Annotated in this window: 19 protein-coding genes; 7 read left to right on the top strand and 12 right to left on the bottom strand. The window is 58.7% G+C overall.

The window, feature by feature from the left end; all coding sequences use genetic code 11:
* Positions 1 to 26 precede the first annotated feature (26 nt).
* Together ACR0JA_RS08805 and ACR0JA_RS08800 are read right to left on the bottom strand one after the other, a co-directional pair.
* A complete protein-coding gene (locus ACR0JA_RS08805; protein WP_480572866.1) occupies positions 27 to 506 on the bottom strand; it encodes a DUF6497 family protein in 480 nt (159 codons plus the stop codon).
* A 73-nt stretch (positions 507 to 579) separates the two neighbouring features.
* Positions 580 to 2,112: an acyl-CoA carboxylase subunit beta gene (locus tag ACR0JA_RS08800; RefSeq protein WP_480572863.1), complete on the bottom strand. Its 1,533-nt coding sequence runs from the start codon at positions 2,110 to 2,112 to the stop codon at positions 580 to 582.
* 183 nt (positions 2,113 to 2,295) lie between these two features.
* Here ACR0JA_RS08800 and ACR0JA_RS08795 point away from each other — a divergent pair, with 183 nt between their 5' ends.
* Together ACR0JA_RS08795 and ACR0JA_RS08790 are read left to right on the top strand one after the other, a co-directional pair.
* Positions 2,296 to 3,501, top strand: a complete 1,206-nt coding sequence (locus ACR0JA_RS08795) for a multidrug effflux MFS transporter (protein WP_480572860.1) — start codon at positions 2,296 to 2,298, stop codon at positions 3,499 to 3,501.
* A 63-nt stretch (positions 3,502 to 3,564) separates the two neighbouring features.
* The gene (locus ACR0JA_RS08790) at positions 3,565 to 4,965 is read left to right on the top strand and encodes a helix-turn-helix domain-containing protein (protein WP_480572857.1); all 1,401 of its coding nucleotides are present in this window, start codon (positions 3,565 to 3,567) and stop codon (positions 4,963 to 4,965) included.
* A gap of 30 nt (positions 4,966 to 4,995) precedes the next feature.
* Here the strand turns inward: ACR0JA_RS08790 and ACR0JA_RS08785 are convergent, their stop codons facing one another.
* The 7 genes from ACR0JA_RS08785 to ACR0JA_RS08755 form a co-directional block, all read right to left on the bottom strand.
* Complete coding sequence (locus tag ACR0JA_RS08785; RefSeq protein ID WP_480572854.1) at positions 4,996 to 5,235, bottom strand: HP1242/YdcH family protein; 240 nt, start codon at positions 5,233 to 5,235, stop codon at positions 4,996 to 4,998.
* 78 nt (positions 5,236 to 5,313) lie between these two features.
* On the bottom strand, positions 5,314 to 6,972 hold the full coding sequence (gene betA / locus ACR0JA_RS08780) for a choline dehydrogenase (protein ID WP_480572851.1): 1,659 nt from the start codon (positions 6,970 to 6,972) through the stop codon (positions 5,314 to 5,316).
* 77 nt (positions 6,973 to 7,049) lie between these two features.
* A complete protein-coding gene (betB, locus tag ACR0JA_RS08775; protein WP_480572848.1) occupies positions 7,050 to 8,510 on the bottom strand; it encodes a betaine-aldehyde dehydrogenase in 1,461 nt (486 codons plus the stop codon).
* A 31-nt stretch (positions 8,511 to 8,541) separates the two neighbouring features.
* On the bottom strand, positions 8,542 to 10,050 hold the full coding sequence (betC, locus tag ACR0JA_RS08770) for a choline-sulfatase (RefSeq protein WP_480572845.1): 1,509 nt from the start codon (positions 10,048 to 10,050) through the stop codon (positions 8,542 to 8,544).
* Positions 10,037 to 10,618 (bottom strand): choline-binding transcriptional repressor BetI, encoded by a 582-nt coding sequence (gene betI, locus ACR0JA_RS08765; protein WP_480572842.1) that lies wholly within the window; start codon positions 10,616 to 10,618, stop codon positions 10,037 to 10,039. The genes betC and betI overlap by 14 nt, the downstream gene beginning before the upstream one ends.
* Before the next feature lie 57 nt (positions 10,619 to 10,675).
* The gene (locus ACR0JA_RS08760) at positions 10,676 to 11,611 is read right to left on the bottom strand and encodes a DMT family transporter (RefSeq protein WP_480572839.1); all 936 of its coding nucleotides are present in this window, start codon (positions 11,609 to 11,611) and stop codon (positions 10,676 to 10,678) included.
* Between the two features lie 39 nt (positions 11,612 to 11,650).
* Positions 11,651 to 12,250, bottom strand: a complete 600-nt coding sequence (locus tag ACR0JA_RS08755; RefSeq protein WP_480572836.1) for a LysE/ArgO family amino acid transporter — start codon at positions 12,248 to 12,250, stop codon at positions 11,651 to 11,653.
* Between the two features lie 84 nt (positions 12,251 to 12,334).
* On the opposite strand from ACR0JA_RS08755, the gene ACR0JA_RS08750 reads away from it, so the two are divergent.
* Entirely contained in the window at positions 12,335 to 13,222 is an 888-nt protein-coding gene (locus ACR0JA_RS08750; RefSeq protein WP_480572833.1) for a LysR family transcriptional regulator ArgP, read from the top strand.
* A gap of 7 nt (positions 13,223 to 13,229) precedes the next feature.
* Here the strand turns inward: ACR0JA_RS08750 and ACR0JA_RS08745 are convergent, their stop codons facing one another.
* On the bottom strand, positions 13,230 to 14,498 hold the full coding sequence (locus ACR0JA_RS08745) for an MFS transporter (RefSeq protein ID WP_480572830.1): 1,269 nt from the start codon (positions 14,496 to 14,498) through the stop codon (positions 13,230 to 13,232).
* 159 nt (positions 14,499 to 14,657) lie between these two features.
* Positions 14,658 to 15,398 (bottom strand): YebC/PmpR family DNA-binding transcriptional regulator, encoded by a 741-nt coding sequence (locus ACR0JA_RS08740; protein WP_480572827.1) that lies wholly within the window; start codon positions 15,396 to 15,398, stop codon positions 14,658 to 14,660.
* 110 nt (positions 15,399 to 15,508) lie between these two features.
* Here ACR0JA_RS08740 and ACR0JA_RS08735 point away from each other — a divergent pair, with 110 nt between their 5' ends.
* From ACR0JA_RS08735 to ACR0JA_RS08720, 4 genes are all read left to right on the top strand, one after another.
* Entirely contained in the window at positions 15,509 to 17,281 is a 1,773-nt protein-coding gene (locus tag ACR0JA_RS08735; protein ID WP_480572825.1) for an SLC13 family permease, read from the top strand.
* 16 nt (positions 17,282 to 17,297) lie between these two features.
* Positions 17,298 to 18,032 (top strand): glutamine amidotransferase, encoded by a 735-nt coding sequence (locus ACR0JA_RS08730; RefSeq protein ID WP_480572822.1) that lies wholly within the window; start codon positions 17,298 to 17,300, stop codon positions 18,030 to 18,032.
* 71 nt (positions 18,033 to 18,103) lie between these two features.
* Positions 18,104 to 18,961, top strand: coding sequence for a bile acid:sodium symporter family protein (locus ACR0JA_RS08725; RefSeq protein WP_480572820.1), 858 nt, complete (start codon positions 18,104 to 18,106; stop codon positions 18,959 to 18,961).
* An 11-nt stretch (positions 18,962 to 18,972) separates the two neighbouring features.
* Positions 18,973 to 20,634, top strand: a complete 1,662-nt coding sequence (locus ACR0JA_RS08720) for an FAD-binding dehydrogenase (protein ID WP_480572818.1) — start codon at positions 18,973 to 18,975, stop codon at positions 20,632 to 20,634.
* A 10-nt stretch (positions 20,635 to 20,644) separates the two neighbouring features.
* On the opposite strand, the gene ACR0JA_RS08715 is transcribed toward ACR0JA_RS08720, so the two are convergent.
* Positions 20,645 to 21,394: a YbaY family lipoprotein gene (locus ACR0JA_RS08715; RefSeq protein ID WP_480572816.1), complete on the bottom strand. Its 750-nt coding sequence runs from the start codon at positions 21,392 to 21,394 to the stop codon at positions 20,645 to 20,647.
* Positions 21,395 to 21,448: the final 54 nt, after the last annotated feature.

Below are 21,448 nucleotides of genomic sequence, written 5' to 3'. Positions count from 1 at the left end.
AATGCCAATGACATGCTGTTTCATGATCACAGCCCTTCCCAGATACATTGCGAGTCCTCAAGCCGGTACGCTTCGAAAAACTGCGTCGCCTCGGGCGAAGACACGCCAAAGTCAATCGCCCGGTCCGAGAATGAGATAACCACACGCGCAGGATCCAGCTGATGCCGCGCCACATAGGGAATGGCGAGCACCTCGCACAGATGGGCCATATCAACAATGGCCACATCATAGGTGATTTGCCCCGCGTTCGAACCGATCTTGGGTGCAACAAAACGAAACCGCACCCATAGCTCGCCAGGGTTTGTGTCCAGCAGCACGTTCCTCAGTTCGACAGGTTGCCCGGATGGCACAGGCAACAGGTTTTGCGCCACCGAGCCTTCAGGCTGACACAACACAAACAACGCCACGGCGGCGGCGAGGCCACGTCTAGACCTGGCACTTCCCGCAAGGATCGCAAGCGCACCGCTGTTGGTGGCGGCAAAGATATGACGGAGGCGGAGGGTCATGTGGCGAGTTCGGCTTTGACGTCCTGTCTTACGAGTGTCGGAAAGCGCGGATGGGTTCACCCATCCACGTGGCTTACAACGGAATATTGTCGTGCTTTTTCCAAGGGTTCTTTAACTGCTTGCCCCGCAAGCTGGCAAATGCACGCGACACCCGGCGGCGGGTCGATTGCGGCATGATCACCTCGTCGATGAAGCCGCGCTCGGCGGCGACAAACGGATTTGCGAACCGATCCTCATAGTCCTGTGTATGTCCGGCAATCTTGTCCGCATCGCCCAGGTCGGCACGGTGAATGATCTCGGTCGCGCCCTTGGCGCCCATTACCGCGATCTCGGCGGTTGGCCAGGCATAGTTGAAATCACCGCGCAGGTGTTTTGACGCCATCACGTCGTAGGCACCGCCATAGGCTTTTCGCGTGATGACGGTGACTTTCGGCACTGTGGCCTCGCCGTAGGCAAACAACAGTTTTGCACCATGCTTGATGACACCGCCATATTCCTGACTTGTCCCCGGCAAGAAGCCCGGAACATCCACGAAAGTCAGGATCGGGATTTCGAAACAATCGCAGAATCGGACAAACCGTGCCGCCTTGCGTGAGCTGTCGATGTCCAGGCACCCTGCCAGAACCATCGGCTGATTGGCCACGACGCCGACGGTCTGCCCCTCAAGCCGGATGAAACCGGTGATGATGTTCTTGGCGTAATCTTCCTGAATTTCGTAGAAATCACCCTCATCCGCAATTTTGCTGACAAGTTCCTTCATATCGTAGGGCGTATTCGGGTTGTCGGGGATCAATGTGTCCAACGACGTCTCGATGCGATCGGGGTCGTCAAAGAAAGGCCGGACCGGAGGTTTTTCGCGATTGTTGAGCGGCAGGAAGTCCACCAGGCGGCGAACCTCGGCCAAAGCCTCAACGTCATTTTCGAACGCGCCATCGGCAACCGAAGATTTCTTGGTATGCGTCGACGCACCGCCCAGTTCCTCGGCGGTGACAACCTCGTTGGTGACGGTCTTCACCACATCTGGGCCTGTCACGAACATGTAGGAGGTGTCTTTGACCATAAAGATAAAGTCGGTCATCGCCGGGCTGTACACCGCACCACCCGCGCAAGGCCCCATGATCACGCTGATCTGAGGCACCACGCCCGAGGCCATGATGTTGCGCTGGAACACCTCGGCGTAGCCAGCAAGCGAGGCGACGCCTTCCTGAATGCGCGCGCCACCCGAGTCGTTTATTCCGATCACTGGCGCGCCGTTTTGCACCGCCATATCCATGATCTTGCAAATCTTCTGCGCATGGGTTTCCGACAGAGAGCCACCAAACACGGTGAAATCCTGGCTGAACACATAGACCATACGGCCATTGATCGTGCCCCAGCCTGTTACAACGCCGTCACCAGCAGGCTTTTGTCTTTCCATCCCGAAATCGGTGCAGCGATGGCTGACAAACATGTCGAACTCTTCAAAGCTGCCTTCGTCAACCAGCAGTTCGATCCGTTCCCGGGCCGTCAGTTTGCCGCGCGCATGTTGCGCGTCGATCCGCTTTTGTCCGCCACCAAGCCGCGCGTTGTTGCGGCGGTCTTCAAGCTCGGAAAGGATGTCTTTCATGGCGATTGTCCCCTGTGAAATATGGCGCAACCATATAGCTACGCGACCAAGGCCAAAAGGAATTTTCAGCAAATTTGCAAAACTTTGGAAAATGTTCAGATGATAATTGCAAAGTTGCTAATTTTGGTCAGCAACTACAAAGTCGAATGGCAATCCCGGGAAACCCGCTTATACATGTGAACCATGCAGTTTAGATCATTATCCACGCATCGGTCCCCGCCGACAATCACCACGCTCGTGCTGCTTTCCGGGCTATCAGCACTCAGCATGAATCTGTTCCTGCCGAGCCTGCCAAATATGGCGCTGCATTTTGAGACTGACTACAAAGTCATGCAGCTGTCGATCGCTCTGTACCTGCTGGTAAATGCCGTTCTGCAAATTCTGATTGGGCCGATTGCCGACAAGGCCGGACGCCGCCCCGTTTTGCTGTGGGGGTTGGGACTGTTCCTTTTGGCGACGCTTGGCTGCATTTACGCACCAACAGCGCAGATTTTCCTGGTGTTTCGAATGTGCCAGGCCGTCATCGTCGTCGGCATTGTCCTTAGCCGCGCTGCCGTGCGCGATATGTACTCGCAGGACGAGGCAGCCTCGATGATCGGCTACGTCACGATGGGTATGGCTGTTGTGCCGATGATTGGCCCAGCGGTCGGCGGATTGCTCGAGGAAGCCTTTGGTTGGAAAGCCAATTTCTGGCTTCCATTTGCGTTGGGCGCCCTTACGCTGGGCCTTACATATATCGACTTTGGCGAAACCACTGTCAAAAGCGGAAAGACCCTGCTGGAACAGTTTCGCGAGTATCCCGAGCTGCTTACATCGCCGCGGTTCTGGGGCTATTCGCTCTCCTCTGCACTGTCCTCTGGCGCATTCTTCGCCTATCTGGGCGGGGCGCCCTATATCGGAACGGTGGTGTTTGGGATGACCGCAACCGAAGTCGGCATGTATTTTGGCGCCCCGGCGATCGGATACTTCTTCGGCAATTTCATCAGCGGTCGCTATTCGGTCCGGTTTGGCGTCAACAAAATGGTGCTTTGGGGATGCTGGTTGAACGCGGCAGGGGTCGCACTGTCCGCCGTATTGTTTCTTTCCAACCTAGGCACAGCGCTGAGCTTCTTTGGATTCATGACATTTGTCGGCCTGGGCAACGGCATGGCGATACCGAATGCAACCGCAGGGTCCCTGTCGGTGCGCCCCCATCTGGCGGCCACAGCTTCGGGGCTGAGTGGCGCAATAATGCTGGGCGGAGGCGCAGCACTCAGCGCCCTGGCGGGCGCATTGCTGACCCGAGAAACTGGGGCAATGCCCTTGCTTTGGCTAATGCTCGCTACTTCGATATTGGCCATCCTTGCAATCACTTCAGTCATCCGCAGGGAGCGCAATTTGGGGCTTTAATACCTTGATCAACAGGGTTTGCAAAGTTAGCTTCCCCGAATAGTAAATCTGCAAAGGTGCGCCATGGCGACTCAGAAACTCTATGCAGGTGCGAAACTGCGAGAAATGCGGACGCGATTGACCCTGACGCAAAAGGAGTTCGCCGCAAAACTTGGGGTTTCCCTTCCCTATCTGAATCAGATGGAGAACAACAACCGACCGATATCAACGACGGTTGTTTTGTCTCTGGCGCAGGAATTCGGGATGGACGTCACCGAGCTCAGCACGGGCGACAGTGAACGCCTTGTTTCGGATATGCGCGAGGCTTTGTCCGATCCCCTGTTCACTGACAACATTCCGCCTCTGGCGGATCTGAGGCTGACTGCTTCGAACGCGCCTGCCCTGGCTCGGGCGTTTATCGAATTGCACCGCACTTACCGGCAAACCCACGAGCGGCTGGCCTCGCTGGACGAGGCGCTTGGCCGTGAAGACGCGCAAATTCAGGCAAGCCCGTGGGAGGAGGTGCGCGACTTTTTCCACTATTGCGACAACTACATTGACGCCGTTGACCGTGCCGCCGAACGGTTCGCTATGCGTGTCGAAGACGCTGGCAGCATTCGTCAGGCCGCGTTGGACAGCCTGACCGAACGCGGCATTCGGGTCAGCTTTGCCGATATGGAAACGCTGCGCAGCTATGATACCCAGGATAAGACCCTGCGCCTGTCATCCCGTGCGACGCCCCAGACGCAGGTCTTTCAGCTGCTGTTGCAAGTGGCGTTGATCAGTCAGGACAAATTGCTGGAAGCCACATTGGATTTCGCAAAGTTCCAAAGCGACGAGGCGCGCTCGATCGCCAAGATCGGTCTGGCCAATTATTTTGCCGGCGCCTCGCTGATGCCTTACGCAAAGTTTCTGGCTGCCGCGCAGGATTATCGGCATGATCTGGAATTGCTCAGCAATCGGTTCGGAGCTTCGATCGAGCAGGTTGCGCATCGTCTCTCGACCCTGCAGCGCCCAGGCGCAAAGGGCATCCCGTTTTTCTTTGTCCGGGTGGATCAAGCCGGAACGATCACCAAGCGCCACTCGGCCACACGGTTGCAATTTGCAAGGTTTGGTGGGGCCTGTCCGCTGTGGAACGTTCACCGTGCCTTTGAAACACCCGGCCATTTCCTGCGTCAGCTGGCGGAAACGCCGGATGGGGTGCGCTATATCTCATTGGCTTGCGACGTGTCCAAGTCCGGCGGTTCTTTTGGTGCGCCTGTTCGCCGTTATGCCATCGCATTGGGATGTGAAACACGGCACGCCGATGCGTTGGTCTATGCCGACAATCTGGATATCGGCAACGCCAGCGCCTATGAGCCGATCGGGATTTCATGCAGGATATGCGAGCGCCAAACCTGCCATCAACGCTCGGTCCCGCCGTTGGAACGTCGCCTGACAATTGACGCTCATTCCCGCGGAACTTTGCCTTACGAAGTCACATAGAAAGGGCGGGGAAACCCCGCCTTTTGCTGTTTACGCTTTGGACAGAATCGCCCAGATTTCATCCTTTAACACGGCGCGCTTCTTGCGCAGCTCAACTTCGGCCAGGTCTTCCATTGGCTCAACATTGGTTTCCGCCCGATGAACGGTGCGGTTGAGTTCGTGGTACTCGTCCGCCAACCGCGCGAAATGTGCGTCGGTCTGCTTGAGCTGGCTCATCAGGTCAACCTTGTCCGGAAACTCTTCGGCCAGTTCATGCGGGGTGTGGGACATCTCTGTTCGCTCCTGATTCAACTTGTTGCAATACAGGTCTAAACGTCCGCCCGTCATCCCGCTTTGACGCGGATCAAATCACCGCTGCCCTGTCGCCCAGGCAGGATGAATCCACGGGCGGTCATTGGCCTTTGGCAACGGATCCTTGCCCAGCAAGTGGTCCGAGACCTTCTCGCCGACCATGATCGAGGGCGCGTTGAGGTTTCCGTTGGTGATCTGAGGAAAGACCGAACTGTCCGCGACACGCAACCCGTCCACGCCGATCACGCGACCCTCTGGGTCGACAACTGCATGCTTGTCATCCGCGCGGCCCATCCGGCAGGTTCCACATGGGTGATAGGCGCTTTCGGCGTGTTCAGCGATAAAGCCGTTCAGCTCTTCGTCGGTCTGCACTTCTGCACCGGGCTGGATTTCCTTGCCCGCAAAGGGTTTGAACGCGTCCTGCCCGAAAATCTCGCGCGTCAGGCGAATACAGGTCCGGAAATCCTCCCAATCCTGTTCGTGGCTCATATAGTTGAACCGGATCACCGGCGCGTCCTCTGCCCGCGCCGACCGCAGCGTCACCGCCCCGCGAGATGGGGATCGCATCGGCCCTACATGGGCCTGGAACCCGTGCCCTTCGGCCGCCGCCTGACCGTCATAGCGCACAGCAATGGGCAGGAAATGATACTGGATATCGGGATATTCCACGCCCGGTTTCGATCGAATGAACGCAGCACTTTCGAACTGGTTTGAGGCCCCAAGCCCGGTTTTGGTAAACAACCACTGCGCGCCGATGATGCCTTTGCTGATCAGGTTCCAGTGCTTGTAGAGGGTGATTGGCTGAAGCGAGGCCTGCTGTATGTAAAGCTCCAGATGGTCTTGCAGATTTGCCCCCACACCGGGACGATCCGCAATCACATCGATGTCATGTTCCGCCAGATGGGCGGCAGGTCCAATCCCCGACAGCATCAACAGCTTGGGTGAATTGATTGACGAGGCCGCAAGCACGACTTCGCGCCGGGCGTGGATGATCTCGGTCTTGCCGCCGCGGGTCAGTTCCACACCGATTGCGCGCCCGTTTTCAAAGATCACACGAGACGCCAGGCCCTTGACGATTTCACAGTTCTCGCGCCTGAGCGCCGGTTTCAGATAGGCATTTGCAGCCGACCAGCGCCGTCCTTTCCAGACGGTCTGTTCCATCGGGCCAAAGCCTTCCTGTTTTTCGCCGTTGTAGTCGCCGGTTACTTCATACCCGGCCTGTTGGCCCGCATCGACAAACGCCTTGAACAGCGGATTCTCACGCGGCCCGCGCGACACGTGCAGCGGCCCGTCGGTGCCGCGCCAACTGGGGTCGCCACCGTGACCACCATCGTGCCAGGTCTCCATCCGTTTGTAATAGGGCAGGACATCCGCGTAGGACCAGCCATCTGCCCCCATATCGGCCCACGTATCGAAATCTCGGGCATGACCGCGCACATAGACCATACCGTTGATCGAGGACGACCCCCCGATCACCTTGCCGCGTGGGCAGGCCAGTCGCCTGTTGTTCAGATGTGGTTCCGGTTCGGACTTATATCCCCAGTCATACCGCGCCATGTTCATCGGATAGCTAAGCGCTGCCGGCATCTGAATGAACGGTCCCACATCGGTTCCACCATGTTCGATCACCAGAACCGAGGCGCCCGCCTCGCTTAACCGGTAGGCCATCGCGCATCCGGCGGAGCCTGCGCCAACGATGACAAAATCTGCTTCCATCTCTGTCTCCTAAGCCCTTGGGCTTATTTCGGAACCTGTCCCAGCGTTCCAATCTATCTTTTCATGCTCGCGCGCGTTCAGAACGGCGCCTCAAGATCACCCATGCGCACAAAGACCGACTTGAGCTGCGAATAATGCTCTATCGCGGCCGCCGAATTCTCGCGCCCGACACCAGAAAGTTTCGAGCCGCCAAAAGGCACTTCGACCGGGGCGTCATTGTAGCTGTTGATAAAGCAGGTTCCCGCCTCGAACCCGGCAGCAACACGATGCGCGCGGGTCAGGTCGCGGGTGAACACGCCTGCGGCCAGACCGAATTCGGTGTCATTGGCGCGGGCCAGCACCTCTGCTTCGTCCGCAAAGTCCAGCACCGCCATGACCGGGCCAAAAATCTCTTCGCGGGCAATGGTCATGTCGTCGGTGACCTCTGCGAATACGGTCGGTTGCAGGTAGAATCCCTCTTGATCAAGGCGTTCGCCGCCTGTGATCAGGCGCGCGCCTTCTTCAACGCCTTTGGCGATGTAACCCTGCACGATCTCCATCTGTCTTTCGCTGACCATTGGGCCAAAGCTGGTCTCGGGGTCCATCGGATCGCCAATTTTTGCCTGCTGAAGCCGTTCGCTCAGTCGCGTCAGAAACGCATCCTTGATGCCGGATTGAACAAATACCCGCGTGCCGTTCGAACAGACCTGCCCCGACGAGTAGAAATTGCCCAGAATGGCCCCGGAAACCGCATTTTCCAGATCGGCATCGTCGAAGATGATCAAGGGGGACTTGCCGCCAAGCTCCATCGTCACATGCTTCATCTCTGCGGCGGCAGCTGCGTAGACCTTCTTGCCGGTCGGAACCGACCCGGTCAGCGAGACCTTGTCGACACGTGGATCGGTCACAAGTGCCGCTCCGACCTCACCCAGACCCTGCACGACATTGTAGAGCCCGGCGGGCAGTCCAGCCTCGTGCAAGATCTCGGCCACCTTCAGCGCGCAAAGCGGCGTCGTCTCGGAGGGTTTGAAGATCATCGCATTTCCGCAGGCCAGCGCAGGCGCGCCTTTCCAACAGGCGATCTGGGTGGGATAGTTCCACGCCCCGATCCCAACGCAAATCCCCAGGGGTTCACGCCGGGTATAGGCCCAGTCGCCACCACTCAACGGGATGTGCGATCCCGTCAATGTTGCAGCCATTCCACCGAAATATTCCAGCGCATCCGCGCCGCTGGTGGCATCCGCGACCGAGGTTTCCTGATAGGGTTTGCCGGTGTCATAGGTTTCCAACACACTCAGGTCATGATTGCGGTCGCGCATCATGTCCGCCGCCCGGCGCAGAATGCGACCGCGTTCGGTGCCACTGGTGGCGGCCCATTCCTTCTGCGCCCGGCGCGCACTTTCAATCGCACGCTCGACAATGGCCGGGGTGGCGGCATGTACCGTCGCGATAACCTCTCCGGTCGCGGGGTAGATCACCTCGATCGGCGCGCCTGCGGTATCCTCGACATATTCGCCGCCGATAAAATGGCTGGCGGTGGGTTGGGTCTTGTACGTCATCGTCTTGTGAAATCCGGTCTTCAGGATGAGGTCATTCACCGCGCGGAAAGCGTTGACTTTCCTCGACGATATTCAGGTCCATGTGATTGCGCATGTAACGCTCGGATGCCTTTTGCAGCGGCTGGTAGTCCCAGGGGTAATAGCCGCCTTGCCGCAACGCCTTGTACACGACCCAGCGGCGCGCCTGGCTGGCGCGGACATCGGCGTCGAACCGGTCCAGATCCCAGCGCGCTTGAGATTTTTCGCGAAGCGTTTGCAAGGTTCCCGAATGTTCGGGCGCATCCGCAAGGTTGGTGCGTTCATGCGGGTCTGCCTCAAGATCAAACAGCTGATCCGGGTCCAGCGCGCAGCGGTTGTATTTCCATTTTCCATAGCGCAGCGAAACCAGCGGCGCATAAGACGCCTCGGCCGCGTATTCCATCGCCACGGGGGCTGTACGCTCGATCCCCTTGGCCAGCGGAACCAGATCCTCGCCATCGGTCCAAGGGGCAATTTCAGCCATATCGACGCCAGCCAATGCACCCAGCGTCGGCGTCACATCAATGGTGGACACAGGCGCGTCGATCCGGCCTGCTGGCAAACCGGGCGCCGAGATCATCAACGGCACCCGCGACGAGCCTTCGAAGAAGGTCATCTTGAACCACAGACCGCGCTCGCCCAGCATATCGCCGTGATCCGAGACGAAAAGGATGATCGCCTCTTGCCGGGTGGTTTCAAGCACCTCGAGGATTTCGCCGATCTTGTCGTCCAGATACGAGATATTGGCGAAATAGGCGCGTCGTGATTTGCGGATATCCTCTTCGGTGATGTTGAAACTGCGCCAATCGTTAGCGTCGAAGATGCGCTTGGAATGCGGGTCCTGATTGTCATATCCCAGATCCGCGACCTCGGGCAGCAGGTGTTCGCAATCTTCGTAGAGATCCCAGTATTTGCGACGCGCCACATAAGGGTCATGTGGGTGCGTAAAGCTGACTGTTAACGCCCACGGACGGTCATCTTTGCCGCGCGCCAGATCGTATAGCTTGGCCTTGGCGTTATAGGCGACCTCGTCGTCGTATTCCATCTGGTTCGAGATTTCGGCCACACCAGCGCCCGTCACCGAACCCATGTTGTGGTACCACCAGTCGATCCGCTCGCCCGGCTTGCGGTAATCCGGCGTCCAGCCAAAATCAGCCGGGTAGATATCGGTGGTTAAACGATCCTCGAACCCGTGCAACTGGTCGGGACCCACAAAGTGCATCTTGCCAGAAAGGCAGGTGTAATACCCGGCCCGACGCAGGTGGTGGGCATAGGTCGGGATGTCGCTGCGAAACTCGGCCGCGTTGTCATAAACCCCGGTGCGCGACGGCAACTGACCGGACATAAAGCTGGCCCGACCCGGCGCACAAAGCGGCGAGGCCGTATAGGCATTGGCAAACCGCGTCGACCGCGCGGCCAGTTTTTTGAGATTGGGCGCGTGCAACCAATCTGCCGGACCATCGGGAAAGAGGGTACCGTTCAGCTGATCCACCATCAGGATCAGAATATTAGGTTTGGTCATTATTCACCTGTAGAAACGTGGCAAGAACACGCAGCGCATGGTTCTCGGCCAATTTCGGCTCTTGTGGGGCGTTGAGTGCGGCGCGGATATACAGACCGTCGATAAGGGCGACCATGTCTTCGGATGCCTCAACCGGATCGGCAATCATCGGGCGCAGAGCGCTGATAAGATTTGACCGGATACGCGCCTGATAGATCCGCCACAGGCGCAGAGCGTCGTCGTTTGTCTGGGCCAGGACATAAAAGGTCATCCAGGCGGCAATCACATCCGGTGTAAAGCACGAAGGCGCGAAACAGGCCCGGATGATCGCGCGCGGCCGCTCGTCTGGCGCGGCGTCCTTAAGCTGCTGCCGAGCCTCGGCACCAAAATCACTGAGAATCTGGCGCATGGCTGCCAGAAATATCTGATCTTTGCCGCCGAAATAATGATGCGCCAGCGCGCTGGACATACCTGCACGCTTGGCGATCTGACTGACCGTCACGTCCAGGGACTTTTTCACGCCAAGTTCGGCAATCGTCGCCTTGACGATTGCTTCTCGCCGGATCGGTTCCATTCCCAGCTTTGGCATTTCGGCCTCTCTGCCACACCCAACAGAGTGAAAAGCTACGAGGTTTTTATTGACTCGTCAATCAATAACCTTCTGCGGTCGATCACCGGGCGTTTCTGATCCTTGTAGGGGTGTATTGCCTGCACGTTGCAGCACAGCCTCGCGCCAAGTAATAAAGCTGAGCGCGACCAGGATCAGCGTACCCCCGGACACGACCCAGATGTCAACCCGCTCGTGAAACAACAGCGCGCCCAGCAATGTGGCCCAGATCAGTTGCAAGAACGTCACCGGCTGGGTTACAGCGACCGGCGCGGCCTGCAGGGCCAGTGTCATGAAATAATGCCCGGCCGTTGCAAAGCTGGCGATCAGGAACAGGATCCCGATATCTTCGAGCTTGGGCGGTTCCCATACAGCGATTGCAAAGGGAATCAAGGCGATCGTGACCCAGATCGAAAGATGCGCAACGACCACCGAAGGCGGTATGTCGCGCACCAACACCTTGGCCAGAAGGTACGAACCACCCAGCGTCAGAGAGGTTCCCAGCATCGCGATATGCCCGGGCGATATCTCGCGGAAACCCGGGCGCAGGATGATCAGGACACCCACCAGTGCCACACCGATGGCAGCAATCCGACGAAAGGCCAGCTTTTCACCCAGAAACAGGGCCGCGCCCAAGGTGACATAGACGGGCGTCATGTAGTTCATCGCCGTAACCTCGGCCAAGGGAATGCGGGTCATCGCAAAAAACCACAGCATCACTGCGGCGGCGTGAACCACACCGCGAACCCCGAACAGGGTCACATTTCGGTGCGTCATGCGGGTATTCAGAATTGCCCGGAGCGCCGGTAGTAAAAATACCAGTCCCAGCGCATAGCGCAGGAACGCCGCCTGAATCGGGTTCATCGTGGTGCCCAGAGATTTCACCAGCGCGGTCATCCCGACAAAGGACAGACCAGCGGCGAACATCCAGAACATCCCCACAAGCGGGCGCGATTGATCTTCGGGTGAACTCATGTGTGTGTTGAACACCTATTCCCGCAGATCGACAACCCTTCACATGGTAACAAGTTTCACCGCGATCCCCAGCATCACCACGCCGATTACGATGTCGAGTATCTGCCAGGCCCGGGCGCGGGCAAAGATCGGCGATAATACACCTGCTCCGTAGCCCAAAGAAAAGAAGAACACGAAACTGGATACCATGGCACCGATCGCAAACCCCAAGCGGCTGTCATACTGCGCCGAGATCGACCCGATCAGCACCACCGTATCCAGATAAACATGCGGATTGAGCCAGGTGAAGGCCAGCACCGTCAGCAAAGCCGCGCGCAGGCTGGTACGCTGTCCCTCACCGACCTGCATCACCGCACCGCCCTGCCAGGCCGACCAAAAACTGCGCAGCGCGTACCAGGTCAGAAACACGGCGCCGCCATAACGCATCACAGTTTCGAACCACGGCGCGGCCTGCGCCAGCGTTCCGAAACCGGCGACCCCTGCGGCGATCAGGATTGCATCCGACACGGCGCAGGTCAGGCACAGAACAAAGACATGCTCGCGCCGCAGCCCCTGCCGCAGCACAAAGGCATTTTGCGCACCGATGGCCAGAATCAGGCTGAAACCCAGGGCAAAGCCAGCGATCAGGGATGTGGTCATGAAACCTCCTGTGATTGAGCGTTGACTATCCGAGGTGCGCGACCCTATCAAATTAAAGAAAGTAAGCTTGGATTAGTTCTGCTAATGAGGTTCGACCCGCACCACCTGTCCGCCTTATCCGCCATTCTGCGCCATGGCAGCTTCGAGGTTGCCGCAGCAGAGTTGGCGGTGACACCCTCGGCCATCTCGCAGCGGATCAAGGCGCTTGAGGATCGGGTGGGGGCAACTCTGATCCATCGTGGAACACCCTGCACAGGCACTCGGGCCGGGCTGAGGATTGCACGACATGCCGAGGATATCGGCGTGCTTGAGGCGCAATTGGGCCGCGATCTGGCGCTTCGCAACACCGCTGCCCCGGCCCGGGTCAGAATCGCGGTCCCCGCAGACAGTCTGGCGACCTGGTTCATAGACGCGATGGCCCGGACGGACGGGCTGATGTTCGACTTGGTGATCGATGATCAGGATCATTCCGCAGATTGGTTGCGGCGCGGCGAGGTCAGCGCCGCTGTGACTGTAGGTGGTCAGTCGGTGACGGGCTGCGATTCCCTCGCGCTGGGGTCCTTGCGCTATCTGGCAACGGCCAGCCCGGCCTTTATCCAAACCTGGTTCGCACAGGGCGTCACTGACAAATCTCTGTCCCGCGCGCCATGCCTGACCTTCAATCAGAAAGACACGTTGCAAACGGCATGGATGCGCGCGCAATTGGGCACTCGCTTGTCACCGCCGACACATTTCCTGCCCTCAGCACATGGGTTCATCGAAGCGGCCGCTGCTGGGCTTGGCTGGGGCATGAACCCCGAACCGCTGGCCCGGTCCTGGATCACGGATGGTCGGTTACAGGAACTAATCCCGGATGCGCCGCTGGACATTCCGTTGACCTGGCAGGTCGGGCGCATCCTCGCCCCGTCTCTGGCCCCACTAACCCGTGCAGTGCGGCGCGCTGCGGCTCAGGTCATGGTGTCGTCCAGCTGACGTCGGTTCAAGCGGCCTCGGCGCGGTCCCGGTTCGGAACAACCACGCGATAGCACAGAATGGCAGCAATTATGCTGACCGCCGAGATAAACAAAACCGCCAGAGAGACTTCGTTCATATGCGCAACCGCAGCCAGAACGGATGAAAGGATCACTGCTGTGATCCGGCACAGGCTTTTGACCGCTGCGGCGCCCTGTACGCGCTGATCCTTGGGGGCCACGTCCAGAAAATACAGCTTGCGGGCGCTGCTGACGCCGGTCACGGCCACGGTGACCACGAACAATGCAACGGCGTGCAGGTGAACGTCGTGATCCGCGTCAAGATAGTGAACCGCCACCAGCGCCAACCCGGTGGCTGCCACCAGCAACGTGCCGGTCACCATGACCGCCCGATGCGACTTCATGTTGACCGCCTGCCACAGAGGCGCAGACACCAGATAGCCCGAGGCCGATGAAATGATCATCGCAGTCAGCCCCCTGGCCGAGGTGTGATGCGCCTCAGCTGCGATCAGCGCGAAGAATGGCACCGACAGGGACACGACTACCAGCGGCATACGCATGACCATGTATCGCCGGAACCAAGGTTGATCGAACATGCGGACGATATTGGTGAAGTTCTCGGAAAACTTACGCTTTTTTGCTGGTTTTTCGGATTCCGGTGTCTTTTTGGCCGCCTCGGACATTGCAAGAATCGACAGACCTGACAACACAAAAAACGCGAACGAAACCGCGATGACAGCGGAATGCCTTGAAAACGGCGGATTGTCCTTCATGACCTGATGTATCAGCAAAGCCAGACCAATGGCCCCCAACCCGCCAGCGCCAAGCTGTAAATAGTGCAATACCATCCGATGCTTGGATTTTACGTGATCCCCAAGCAGGTCGGTAAACATCAGCGACTGTATCTCTTCGATCAGGCCGATCAGAAGAAAGGCCGAGACAAATGCAACCGCGATCACCGGAACCACGCCGGTAGCAGCAATGGCGAGCGCCATGACAAGGCAGGCACCGATGGCAAATTCGGTCATGGCAATGGCGCGTTTCTTCCGCTCGCGCGTAGCGATTGTCTGCGCAAGGAACACATCGGCGATCATACTGCCGGTCATACGAACCGAAACCAGCGCCCCGGCCAGAAACATCGGCATTTCCAGCGAAATCGCCAGAAAGGGCAGAACGACCGAGGGGCTTCCCAACGTCCAGGCAATCTGGGACAGGATGCTCTGCCCGGCCAGAACCGGAACATTCCGCTTAGCCGGATCAGTGGGTTTGTCCGTCATCTACCTGCCTGTGTCATGACCATGCCGGTCGCCGCATCTGGTTGCGCGACCGCAACCCGGGAAATGTACCCACTTTCACCGCGGCGGCCAAGAACCCTTTGATCCAACAAAAAACCCCGGTGAATCACCGGGGCTTTTGACAATTTGAACAAGTGCCGCTTAAAGCTGGGCCATAACCTCGTCGGTCGCCTCGAAATTGGTGGTGACGCGCTGGACGTCGTCGTCGTCTTCAAGTGCGTCCACCAGCTTCATCAGCTTCTGCATGTCCTCAAGACCCAATTCGGTGGTGGTTGTGGGCTTCCAGATCAGCTTGGTCGATTCAGACTCGCCCAGCGCACCTTCCAAAGCGTTCGACACGTCGTTCAGATCGGTATCGGCGCACCAGATGATGTGGCCGTCTTCCGAGCTTTCGACGTCTTCCGCGCCAGCCTCGATGGCAGCTTCGAAAATCGTATCCGCGTCTCCGGCGTCAGAGGGGTAAACGACCTCGCCCTTGCGGTCGAACATAAACCCGACCGAGCCGGTTTCACCCAGGTTGCCGCCGTTCTTGGAGAAGGTGGACCGGACGGTTGATGCGGTCCGATTGCGGTTGTCGGTCATCGTCTCGACGATCACGGCGACACCGTTCGGGCCATAGCCCTCATACCGGATTTCTTCGTATTCATCGCCTTCACCCGCTACGGATTTCTTGATCGCGCGATCAATCACGTCCTTGGGGACCGAATTCGACTTAGCCTCTTTCACCGCCAGACGCAGGCGCGGGTTCTTGTCGGGATCGGGGTCACCCATCTTGGCGGCAACGGTGATCTCTTTGGAAAGTTTGGAAAACAGCTTGGACCGCGCGGCGTCCTGACGCCCCTTGCGGTGCTGGATGTTGGCCCATTTGGAATGGCCTGCCATAGTGCGTCCTCGTCATCGTGATTGCGTATTTGGCGCTCATATAGACGTTTGCGAGGGGCAGGATCAAGAGACCGGCTTGCCCGGGCGGTATCTGCAGCTATGGTGACCGTATGACGACAGATCAAATTATTCTTTTTGCCCTTTTCATCAGCGTATTCGGAATGCTGCTTTGGGGACGGTTCCGGTACGATCTGGTTGCCTTCGCGGCGCTGATGATCGGTGTCGTGTTGGGTGTAGTTCCAGTCGACAATGCGTTTTCGGGGTTCGGCCATCCGGCGACAATCATCGTGGCGCTGGTGCTGGTTGTCTCAGCCGGGCTGGTCCGATCGGGCGCGGTGTTCCTGATCACTCGCACTCTGGTTGACGCGTCGCGCGGACTGGGCGCGCATATCGCGTTGATGGGCGGTATCGGCGCGGTTCTGTCGGCCTTCATGAACAACGTCGCTGCGTTGGCCTTGCTAATGCCAGTTGACATTCAGACCGCGCGCAAGGCCGGGCGGTCTGTGGGCCTCAGCCTGATGCCGTTGAGTTTTGCCACCATTCTGGGTGGTATGGCGACGCTGATCGGCACGCCTCCGAATATCATCATCGCCTCGATCCGGGCCGAAACACTGGGCGAGCCGTTCCGCATGTTCGACTTCGCCCCGGTCGGCGGAATTGCCGCGATTTCGGGCCTTGCATTCGTCGCGTTGGTTGGATGGCGGCTGCTGCCGGACCGGGGGGTAGAGAAAGAAACATCGGAAGTTCTGGCAGATTACATCGCCGAATTGACGGTCCCGGCCGAGTCACCGCATATCGGCAAACGCGTGGCCGAGCTTTATGACACAGCAGAAAAGTCAGATGTCGCCATCATCGGCCTGATCCGGGACGGCAAACGCCGCTATGGGCGTGCGACAAATGCCACGCTGTATGAAGGCGACGCGTTGGTTCTGGAAGCAAAGCCCGAAGCGCTGGATGAGTTCCGCGCAGCACTCAATCTGGATTTCTCGGATTCGCGCCGGCAAGAAGTGCTGACGGCCGAAGGCGAAGGGCTTGAGGTCATCGAGGTTGTCGCCACTGAAAGCGCGCGTATCACCGGTCGAACGGCACAGGCGTTGGGTCTGGCCTGGCGGCAAAGCACAGTTTTGATGGGAATTTCCCGACAGGGTCGCCGCATCACCAGCCAGGTCCGCAAGACCGAGGTGCAGCCGGGCGATATCCTTCTGCTGCTTTGCCCGCGCGATCGGGGCGCAGATGTCACGGAATGGCTTGGCTGCCTTCCACTGGCGGAACGCGGGCTGAGTGTGACTGCAAACGAAAAGGCCTGGCTGGCGATCGGGCTGTTCGCCGCCGCCGTTCTGGCCGCAAGCCTCGGTCTGATCTACTTGCCGGTGGCGCTGGGCCTTGTGGTTATCGCCTATGTTCTGACCAAGATCATGCCCATTGCCGATATCTACAACCACATCGAATGGCCGGTCGTGGTGTTGCTGGGCTCTATGATCCCTCTGGGCAGCGCACTGGAATCGTCAGGCGGAACCGAGTTGATCGCCAATGCGCTGATCCAGTTGACGAATGGGCTGCCAGCCTGGGCGATCCTGACGGTTCTGATGGTGGTGACGATGACGCTGTCGGATGTGTTGAACAACACAGCAACCGCGATTGTCGCCGCTCCGGTCGGTATTCAGATGGCGCGCACGCTCGAGGTTTCGCCCGACCCGTTCTTGATGACGGTGGCGGTTGCAGCGTCGGCCGCGTTCCTGACCCCGATCGGGCACAAGAACAACACACTGGTTCTGGGCCCCGGCGGCTATCGGTTCGGTGACTATTGGCGCATGGGTCTGCCGCTTGAAATTCTGATCATCGCCGTTTCCATACCGGCAATTCTTGTCTTCTGGCCGCTTTGACAGGTAAGAGCCGCCCATGAAACGTTTTTTGATCCTGCAACTGCGCCCTGAAACCGATGCCTCCGACGCTGAATTTGCCTCGATCCTGAATCGCAGCGGTTTGTCGCCCGATCAGACCCACCGCATCCGGCTGGATTGCGAGGATTTGCCCGCAGGCCTGGATGTGTCTGACTATGCGGGGGTCATCGTTGGTGGTGGTCCGGGATGCGTCAGCGACGATCCGGAAACCAAATCGCCGTTGGACGCGCGGATCGAACGCGCAATTATGGGGCTGATGCCCCAGATCACCGCGCGGGATCACCCGTTTATGGGCTGTTGCTATGGCCTCGGCATTTTGGCCGCGCATTTGGGCGGCGAGGTCAGCAAAGCGCAATATGGTGAACCGGTCGGTCCCTCGGCCTGCCACTTGACCGAAGACGGGCTGCGGGACCCGTTAACAGCGGAGCTGACACCACAATTCGACGCCTTTGTCGGCCATAAAGAGGCCGTTCAGTCCCTGCCCCCAGGCTGTGTGCATCTGGTCGCATCCGACCCCTGCCCCTTTCAGATGATCCGATGGGGACAGAACGTTTATGCCACACAGTTCCACCCCGAGGCTGATGCGAAAGACTTTGAACAGCGCATCAATATCTACAAAGACCACGGCTATTTCCCGCCCCAAGATGCGCAATCTCTGATCGATATCTGCCATTCCGCCGATGTTACACAACCCGGCGAAATCCTGCGCCGATTTGTCAAACGGTACGTCTGACCTAACGGCGCGGTTGCCTGACCCTTGACCACTCGCATAGGCTGAGGGGAACGACTGGGGAGGAGTTGTTCTTGGATCTGCTTATCAATGTCGGCCTGCCGCTATCGCTGGCCATTATCATGTTGTCTTTGGGTATCGGGCTTGAGGTCGCGGATTTTCGACGCGTCCTGGGGCGCAAGTACCCGTTCGCAATAGGCGCGCTGAGCCAGGTGGTGATTTTGCCCCTCGCCGCCTTTGTCACGGTCAAACTGTTCAGCCTGCCGCCCGAAATTGCGGTCGGCTTCATGCTTCTTAGCTTTTGCCCCGGCGGTGTCACCAGCAACATCCTGTCGAAACTGGCCAAGGGTGATGTCGCCCTGTCCGTCAGCCTGACAGCGGTCATCAGCTTGCTGTCGATCATAACGGTTCCTTTCCTTGCGGCGTGGTCCGTCGTCCATTTTATGGGGGACGCGGCACCCGAGGTTTCGATTAGTAGTCTTGCGGTGGCAATGTTCCTGATCACCACCCTGCCGGTTGCCATCGGGGTAGCAATTCGCGGCTTTGCAACCGGGTTTGCAAACCGGATTGAAGGTCCTTTATCCAAGCTTGCCACCGTTCTTTTTGTTCTGATCGTCATCGCCGCACTGGCCGGAAACTGGCAGATTTTCGTCGAGAACCTAGGCATCATGGGCGCGGGCCTGATCACGCTGAACATCGGTCTGCTGCTCATTGGTCTGGGGCTGGCACGCGCCGCGAAGCTTTCTTGGACCGAATGCAAGACGATCTCGATCGAAACCGGCATTCAGAACGCAACGATGGGTATTACGCTGGCTGCGCTGATCACAGGGACGGAAAGCGGGTTCAGCCCGCTTGCCCTGCCCTCGGCCGTTTACGGAATCATGATGTATGTTGTCGCGGTCCCGTTCCTCATCTGGTTCCGCAGCCGCTGAAAGGACAGCCCATGACCAACAACACGGCGGACGCGATTGTCGTGGGTGGCGGCCTTGCCGGGCTGGCGGCAGCGGCAGAGCTGGGAGATCGCGGCAAGAAAGTGATCCTTCTGGATCAGGAGCCCGGGCATTTTCTGGGTGGTCAGGCGTTCTGGAGCCTGGGCGGGTTGTTCATGATCGACACGCCGGAACAACGCCGGATGGGCATTCGCGACAGCCGTGAGCTGGCCCTGCGCGACTGGATGGGCAGCGCGCAATTCGACCGGGACGAGGACCTCTGGCCGCGCAAATGGGCTGAGGCGTATGTCGAGTTTGCAGCCGGTGAAATGCGGCCCTGGCTGCATCAGATGGGCTTGCGCTGGTTCCCGGTGGTTGGATGGGCGGAACGCGGGGGATCTTATGCGGATGGACACGGAAATTCGGTTCCACGCTTTCACATTACATGGGGCACCGGACCGGGTGTGCTGGAACATTTCATTCGCCGCGTGAAAGAGCATGAAGAGGCCGGGCTGATCCAGCTGAAGTTCCGCCATCAAGTCAGCCACATCATCATGCAAAACGGCAGCGCCAAGGGCGTGTCCGGTGAGGTACTAGCAGAGGATGACGCCCAGCGCGGCGGCAAAACCAACCGCGATGAGGTAGGCGAGTTCGAGGTCTACGCGCCTTCGATCATCGTCACATCGGGTGGAATTGGCGGAAATTTCGAGATGGTGCGCAAAAGCTGGCCACGCGATCGCCTGGGTGAGCCGCCGCAAGACATGGTGGCGGGTGTTCCGTTCCACGTCGATGGGCGGATGATCCCGATCAGCGAAAAGGCCGGGGGTCATGTCATCAACGGCGACCGCATGTGGCATTACACCGAAGGGGTGCGCAACTGGGATCCGATCTGGCCCGCGCATGGTATCCGCATCCTTCCCGGTCCAAGTTCGATGTGGTTTGACGCCCGTGGCAATCGCTTGCAACCGCCGTGCCTGCCGGGGTTTGACACGCTGGGCACGCTGCGGGAGATCCTGAAAACCGGCTATGAATACAGCTGGTTTGTCCTGACGCAGAAGGTGATCAAAAAGGAATTCGCCCTGTCCGGGTCGGAACAAAACCCGGATTTCACCTCGGGCAGCTGGAAGGAAGTGATCCGCCAGCGGATACTCTCGGGCTCGAAAGCCACCGCTCCGGTCGAGGCCTTCAAGGAGAAAGGCGAGGATTTCATCGTCGCCAATACACTGACCGAGTTGGTGAACGGTATGAACCATCTGGGTGGCGGTTTGATCGACGAAGCGCATCTGCGCGCCCAGATCGAGGCGCGGGATTCTCAGGTCGACAATCCGTTTTCAAAGGACGCGCAGATGATGGCGATCCTTGCGGCGCGCAACTATCGCGGCGACAAGCTGATCCGGACCGCCAAACCGCACCGATTCCTTGATCCGGCAAACGGACCGCTGATCGCAGTCAAACTGCACGTCCTGACCCGCAAAACGCTGGGTGGATTGCAGACCAATCTGGACAGCCAGATGATTGGATTGGACGGTCAGGTTGTCCCCGGCCTGTTTGCAGCCGGGGAAGTCGCAGGCTTTGGCGGTGGTGGCTACCACGGATACAACGCACTTGAGGGTACTTTCCTGGGCGGTTGCATCTTTTCGGGCCGAAACGCAGGCAGGTCGCGGGCCGTCGCGTGATGGCCAGTGCTTATGGTGTACGGATGAACTTGAGAACGGGTTCGCCTGCCCCGTCCAGAAACACCAGACTGTCGCCTGCAACTGCGTAGGTCGTCACTTGCTGTAAGGCGTCAAAAAACTGCCGTTCAACCTCTTCCTGCGCCGGTGGGCACGCCATCAGCGTCGCCGCCATGTTGTCGGGAAATTCAATCGCGTTGCCGGAAATCTCGGCCTGCCCTGTAAAGCGGTTGCATCCACCAGTGCCACCAAACGCCCCGCCTTCGGTAAATTCGATCTGCGGCTGCCGCTCGGCATTCAGGACCTCGCCGTTGATACCAACGGCTGTCCACTTGCTGTTTTCAAGCATGGCTGACCCCTGATCACTGGCCCCGCTGGCTTGCACCAGCACAAGATCGGCCGCGGTTCCGGCCCCGTTTGTCAGAACCGGATAGGTCTGATCCGTGGTCATCAACATCTTGTCGCCATGCGCAATCGTCGCCCGGACACTGTATCGCGCGCCCTCTTGTATCAACGCGTCATCATAGGTCAGCGAGAACGGGGCTGGCACACCCGTCAGAGCATAGCGTTGCGACGCCAGCGTGATCGCGGGGGCATCTGCACGGGATACATCCTGAAGTTCGACATACAAGGTTGTCTCGGGCAGCACCGCGATGCGTTCGCGATACGTGGCCGTGCCTTCGATCGTTCCGGCAGCGACCGTGGTGCCAATTACCGTCGCAAAAACGGCTGTATACCTCACAGTCTGTTTTGTCTTGGCCATGGGTTAATCCCCTTTTGCAAATTCATGAATCAAAGATTGTGAGTTATTATGAGT

The sequence above is a fragment of the Ruegeria sp. AM4 genome, from assembly GCF_056540665.1.
The sequence above is the reverse complement of the archived record's forward strand: the minus strand, read 5'-3'. Positions and strand labels throughout refer to the sequence as shown.